Origin of the sequence: Streptomyces sp. UH6, from assembly GCF_013421635.1 — a bacterium.
Classification (GTDB): domain Bacteria; phylum Actinomycetota; class Actinomycetes; order Streptomycetales; family Streptomycetaceae; genus Streptomyces; species Streptomyces abyssomicinicus.
Map to the genome: position 1 here is coordinate 1 of NZ_JACADT010000292.1, position 6148 is coordinate 6148.

General features: G+C 73.9%; 5 protein-coding genes. 3 read left to right on the plus strand and 2 right to left on the minus strand.

Annotation, left to right across the window (positions count from 1 at the left end):
• Positions 1–135: 135 nt before the first annotated feature.
• Positions 136–525 (minus strand): hypothetical protein, encoded by a 390-nt coding sequence (locus HW445_RS15675; protein WP_180221638.1) that lies wholly within the window; start codon positions 523–525, stop codon positions 136–138.
• A gap of 457 nt (positions 526–982) precedes the next feature.
• On the opposite strand from HW445_RS15675, the gene HW445_RS15680 reads away from it, so the two are divergent.
• On the plus strand, positions 983–3376 hold the full coding sequence (locus HW445_RS15680) for a SpoIIE family protein phosphatase (protein ID WP_180221639.1): 2394 nt from the start codon (positions 983–985) through the stop codon (positions 3374–3376).
• 72 nt (positions 3377–3448) lie between these two features.
• Here HW445_RS15680 and HW445_RS15685 read toward each other — a convergent pair whose 3' ends face one another.
• The gene (locus HW445_RS15685) at positions 3449–4291 is read right to left on the minus strand and encodes an SDR family oxidoreductase (RefSeq protein WP_180221640.1); all 843 of its coding nucleotides are present in this window, start codon (positions 4289–4291) and stop codon (positions 3449–3451) included.
• Positions 4292–4446: 155 nt separating this feature from the next.
• Here HW445_RS15685 and HW445_RS15690 point away from each other — a divergent pair, with 155 nt between their 5' ends.
• Both HW445_RS15690 and HW445_RS15695 read left to right on the plus strand, forming a co-directional pair.
• Entirely contained in the window at positions 4447–4923 is a 477-nt protein-coding gene (locus HW445_RS15690) for an MSMEG_6728 family protein (protein ID WP_180221641.1), read from the plus strand.
• A 318-nt stretch (positions 4924–5241) separates the two neighbouring features.
• Positions 5242–6148: ATP-binding protein (locus tag HW445_RS15695; protein WP_180221642.1), on the plus strand; the 907-nt coding region annotated here is incomplete at its 3' end.

The window sequence follows — 6148 nt, forward strand, 5'->3', positions numbered from 1 at the left end:
TGGTCGTACTCGCGTGATCGCATGGCCCGGCAACCTAGCACCCCGCTCCGCGGCGACGGCCGGGGGGCCGCACGGTGCGGGGGCCGGCCGCCCGACGGGCGGACCGGCCCCCGATCACCGCGGGAACCACGGCGGTCAGCCGCGCTTGCGGCGCACGACCATCCAGGCGAGGACGACACCGGCGCCCGTCATGAGGGCGGTGCGGTAGCGGCCCACGGCCATCGCGGTCCGCACCGCGGTCACCGCCTGCGTGGCACCGGCCTTCACGGGGGCGGGCACGGTCTCGCCCACCTTGCCGGTGACCCCGGCCGCGCGGGTCTTCAGCTCACCCGCCCGCGCGGTGATCTGCGGGGCGACCTCGGCCGCCTTCTCCCGCGCCTTGGCGGTCGTGCCCGAAAGGGCCGCAGTGGCACGCGCGGTGGACGCCTGAGCCGTACGGCCCAGCTTCTTCCCGCCGGACCCGGCCTGACTGCCCAGGCCCTTCAGCCCGGAGGTGAACCGTTCCTTCTGCTCTGTCCTGCTCACGAGCCGCACTCCGTTCATGGTGGGTGGATGACCGGGGACCTCCGGCGGCCGACGCCGTCGAACGCCCCCTTCATCCCCTGATGGCCCCGATCGCCGCCCGTACACCCCCCAGGAACGGAACAGGTGGCCCCGGCCCGGCGGAACCGTCACGGCATACGGCCATCCGGCGCAGGCCGGACCTTCCGACGCGGCGTCATTCGGCGCCCCACGGCGCGCCGGGCGTGCGCGATCCTCGCCCGGCGTGCTGGCATGACGGGCGGCCAGGTGAACGCCTCCTGGCCCTCACCCGCGGTGCCCGGCCCGTGCGCGCCCTCCCGTGCAGGTGTCGCCCGCGCCGGGCCACGGCCAGGCACGGCGGCACGGAACACGCGTCGTCGGCACGGAACATGGAGAGTGAGGCGACTTCGTGGGTCCGACGGTGCAACCCCCGGCGACGAACCTTCCGCCGGGCGGACCGGTGGCTCTCCTGGCGGACGCGGACGGCGTGGTGAGGCAGTGCACGGACAGCGTGCGGGACCTGACCGGCCGTGGACGGCAGGAGGTCGTAGGCCGGCCCCTGGAGGAACTCGTCGTCGATCCGCCCCGTTTCGCCCAGTGGACCGGTCACGACGGGCCGAGGGAGTTCGGCGCGGTGCTCCGGCACCGGGACGGACACCGCGTCGAGGTCGCCGCGTCCCTGGTGCCGCTGCCCAGGGACGACGCGCGGCCCTTCCTGTTCCTCCTCGTGCCCGCCGAGCACGCCCGGCGCCACCGGCAGGGCCGGGACCTGGCCCGTGCCCTGCTCGACCAGGACCGGGTCGGCCTGATCCTCCGTGACGCCGCCCCCGAGAACGGCTGGCCGCTCGCCAACCCGGGCTTCTTCGGCCTGCCCGCATCCGCCCAGGGGGGCCGCCCGTGTCCCGCGCTCGCGGACGCCCTGGTGGACGAGGACGCCGAGGAGATCGAGGCACGGCTGAGGGAGGTCATGCGGACCGGTGAGCCGCTGGTCGACTTCGAGCACGCCGCGCGTCGTCGCGGCGAGCCCACCGTCGACCGTCAGGTCTCGGTGTCGGCGTTCCGCCTCCACGACTCCTCGCGACGGCCGAGCGGAGCGGCCGCGGTGTTCATCGACATCACCGGGCAGTTCGTCGCCCGACAGCGGCTGACCCTGCTGCACGCCGTGGCGAACCGCCTCGGACAATCGCTCGACGTCACCCACAACGCCGAGGAACTGGCCTCCGTCCTGGTACCCGACTTCGCCGACCACGCGTATGTGGACCTGTCCGACACGGTGCTCGAGGGTGGTGACACCGCCGGTCTGGAGCCGGGCACCGTCCTGCGCCGTGTCGCCGTCGCCACGGCGGCCGGCCCCTGGCCGGCGGAGGTCCTCCAGCCGGGCGGCACACTGCGGGTCCGGGACGTCGAGAGCGAGGCACTGGCCGCGGGCGCCCCCGTGGTGGTGCCCGATCTGGCCAAGCTCTCGGACACCGGCCCCGTCGACCGCGGGCGGACGCAGCCGCTCTTCCCCGCCTCGGCCGCCTCGGCCCTGTTCGTGCCGCTGCTCGCACGCGGCCACGCCTTCGGCGTGCTGGGTCTGTGGCGCGGCGCCGGCCGGCAGCCGTACTCCGCGGCCGACGTGCCCCTCGCCGAGGTGATCACCTCCCGGGCGGCCCTGAGCCTGGACAACGCCCGGCGCTACCGCCGGGAGCGCGACACCGTCGAGACGCTCCAGCGCAGTCTGCTGCCGGCTCCGGACACGCGCATGTCCGCCGCGGAGACCGCCGGCGTGTACGCACCGGCCCACACACCCGCGGGCACCGGCGGCAGCTGGTACGACGTGGTCCGCCTGTCCGGGTCCCGGGTCGCCTTCGTGTCGGGCAAGGTCGTCGGCCACGGCGTGCACGCGGCCGCCGCCATGGGGCGACTGCGATCCGCCGTGCATGCCCTGGCCGATCTGGACCTCCCGCCCGACGAGCTCCTCAGCCACCTCGACGACCTGGTGGCCCGCCTCGGCGAGAACGACCGGTCAGAGGGCCCGTCGGTCGCGGGGTCCCTGCACGGCGCGACCTGCCTCTACATCACCTACGACCCGGTCACCGGGGAATGCCACGCGGCGTCCGCCGGGAACCCCGGTCCCGTCCTCGCCCGCCGGCGGGCGACCTCCGTGCCCGAGACGGTGGTGCGACCGGGGCGGTGGCTCGGCGGCGGCGTCGGCGATCCCTTCGCCACCGTGGAACTGGTGCTGCAGCCGGGGGACGTCCTCGTCCTGCACAGCGGACCACCGGCCGGTGCCGCGCAGGAAACCGCCCCGGAATCGGGACGGTTGCGGGACAGCGCCCTCGCCGCGGCGCGCGGCGACGTCCCCTTGCCCTCCGTCGCCGAGCAGTTGCTGCGCGACCTCAACCGCACTCCGCGCCCGGAGGACGTCGCGCTGCTCCTTGCCCGCGTCGACCGGATCCGGCCCGAACGGACCGCGTACTGGGAGTTCCGGGCCGACCTCGACCAGGCGTCCCGGGCACGCGAGCTGGTCACCGCCCAGCTGGCCGAGTGGGGACTGGACGACATGGCGTTCAGCACCGAGCTGATCGTCAGCGAGCTGGTCACCAACGCCATCCGCCACGCCGGCGGACCCATCGGCCTCCGCCTGATCAGGGACGCCCGCCTGGTGTGCGAGGTCTCCGACCCCAGTCAGGCCCAGCCCCACCTGCGCCGTGCGCGCATGTCCGACGAGGGCGGCCGGGGCCTGTTCCTCATCGCCCAGCTCGCGGACCGGTGGGGCAGCCGGTACACCGCCGGCGGCAAGACCATCTGGACCGAGCAGAGCTACCCGTCCGGCACGCCGGGCGACGCACCTGCCGACGCGGAGCGCTGAGGTGCCGCGCGCGGGGCGGCACCGGCTCGCGCGGGACGCCCGTGCGAGCCGGTGCGGACGGAGGGCGCCGGGTCAGTACCGCGGCAGCGCCGGCGCCCTGCGGTGGGCGAGGACGTCGGCCCGGGCGGCCATCAGCTGGGCGCCGAACGCGTCGTTCAGCAGGTAGAACTCGCCCTTCGCCGACTGCTCGAAGAAGATCCGGGCCGCTTCCAGCGGGTCCATGGCGGTGGTGTTCAGCGCCAGCATCTGGGCGCGGTGGCCCTCCGCCGCCGTGACGTCGCCGCCGTCCTCCGCACCGCCCGCCGCCGCGAAGATGTTGGACAGGACCGCCCCGGGCAGCACCGCCTGGACGTGGACGTGGTCCCCGTGGCCCGCCGCCTGGACCTCCAGGCTCAGGCACTCGGTCAGCGCCAGCACCGCGTGCTTGCTGACGATGTACGGCGCCTGGAGCGGCGCCGCGCCCACCCCGCCGACCGACGACAGGTTCCAGACCCACGAGGGGCCGGGTTCGGCCATCATCTTCGGCAGGAAGGCGCGGACGCCGTGGAAGGCCCCGTCGACGTTCACGGACATCACCCGCCGCCAGTTCTCGACCGGGGTGTCCCACAGGTAGCCGAACTGCTCGACCCCCGCGTTGTTGACCAGCAGGCGCACCGGTCCCGCCTCCGCGAGGGTGCGGCCGGCCAGCCGGGCCACGGCCTCGGGGTCCCGGACGTCGCACTCGACGTCGATCGCCCGGGCTCCGGCGGCCCCGAGTTCCTCGCGCAGCGCGGCGACCGCCGCCGCGTCGACGTCGGCCAGGACCACGGTCATGCCCAGCTCCGTGGCGGCATAGCGGGCGAGGCCCGCGCCGATCCCCGATCCGGCGCCGGTGATGACGGCGACACCGCCGCCGAACAGCTGCTGAACGTCCATGCTTTCCTCCCCATCAAGGCGCGGCGGACCCCGCGTCCGCCGTGCGCGGGTGAGCGCGCGCCCGAACTGTAGATCATCGATTCGGTGCTCCGCCGGACGGGTGATCCGCGGACGCGGTCCGGCTGTGCCGTGCGAGCAGGGGTAGACGGCACCGCGTGCAGACCTTCCTCCCCTACGCGGACTTCCGGCGGTCCGCGCTGGTGCTCGACCGGCGCCGGCTCGGCAAGCAGCGGGTCGAGGCCCTCCAGGTCTTCCGCGCCCTCACGGTGCCGGGGTACGGGTGGCAGCGCCACCCGGCCGTGCGGATGTGGGAGGGGTACGAGGAGGCGCTGGTGCGCTACGGACTCGAGGTGTGCCGGGTGTGGCGGGAGCAGGGCCGCCCGGACACCTGCGCGGACTCCCTGACCACCGAGTACGCGGCCCTGCGCCCGGACGCCGCCGACGTCCGGGCGCAGCGGACGCTCGCCGCGGCCTCGGAGCTGCCGCCCTGGCTGGGGGACCCGGCGTTCCACCGGAGCCATCGCTCGGCGCTGCTGCGCAAGGACCCGGAGGCGTACGGGGAACGCTTCCCCGGCGTCCCCGACGACCTCCCGTACGTGTGGCCCGCCTCGGACCGGGACCGGGCGGTGTGACGACCGGGCGGCGAGGCAACAGGCGGCGAAGCACGCAATCTTGACGGGTCGACGGTAAACGGAAGCTGATCAGTCGCCCCGTCACGGGCGTTCGTCCGGCCCGTCGGCCGTCCCAACGACCGCCCGTCGCAACCGCTTTGTGACCGGATGGCACCGCCGCTACGTCCTCGTATGCCCGTGAGTGGGTCTCTTGCCAAGATCGTTGGTGGCTCCATCTACTGCTAGGGTGAAAGCTCCCCCGCAGGTTGACGGCGCGTCAAGCGGAAGGTGCCGCGAGGCTGCGGGACCTCTGTCACGATGCGACTTGAAGAGAGTCCCATGACGTCTTTGCTCCAGGATCCACTCCTGTGGATCTTGCTCGTGGTGTTCGGGGCCGCGGTCGCCGCGGTGACCCGCGCGCGGCGGACCAACATGGCGCTTCGCGTCCAGAAGGACGCCCTCCAGCGCGACCTCGGCGCGGAGAAGGCCGAACGGGCGCGGCTGCGGAACGAGTTGACGGCCTTCGAGCACCGCCACCGGGACGCGCTCTCCGAGGTGCGGCAGGAGGCCGAGGAGGAGACCAAGTCCGTCCTCAAGGCCGCCATGCGCACCCTTCAGGTGCTGGCCGACGAGCAGCAGCTGATCATCGACCGGACGCAGAAGAACTACGGCGACGACCCGCACGTGGTCGCCGACCTGATGGAGATCGACCACGCCAACAGCCAGTTCAACCGCCGCGCGCAGGGCATCGCCGTCCTCTGCGGCGGCTGGCTCGGACGCCGCGAGCACCCGGCCTCGGTGTACGACGTGACGCGCAGCGCCCAGGGGCGCATCCGCCACTTCGACCGGGTGGAGATCAACGCCCAGGTGAACGTCACGGTCGTCAGCAAGGCCGTCGAGCCGCTCGCGGTGGTGCTGGCCGAACTGCTCGCCAACGCCACCAACTACAGCGCCCCCGAGATGCCGGTCGTGGTCAGCATCCAGTCGGTGCCCAACGGCGTCTGCCTGATCGTCGACGACTACGGCGTGGGCATGAGCCAGGAGGAGAAGGACCGCGCCGCCGCGCTGCTCTCCCCGCAGGGCCCGGTCGACCTGGTCACGCTGGGCAATCCGCCGAAGTTCGGCTTCGCGGTCTCCGGCGTGCTCGCCGCCCGCTACGGCTTCCGCATCTCCGTGGACACGCCCTCGCCCTACGGCGGTGTGCGTGCCGTCGTCCTGCTGCCGGAGGACCTGCTGACGGCCGAGA

Excerpts from the sequence above, each read along its gene's own strand:
- HW445_RS15685 (WP_180221640.1), bottom strand. The coding sequence starts at position 4,291 with ATGGACGTTCAGCAGCTGTTCGGCGGCGGTGTCGCCGTCATCACCGGC.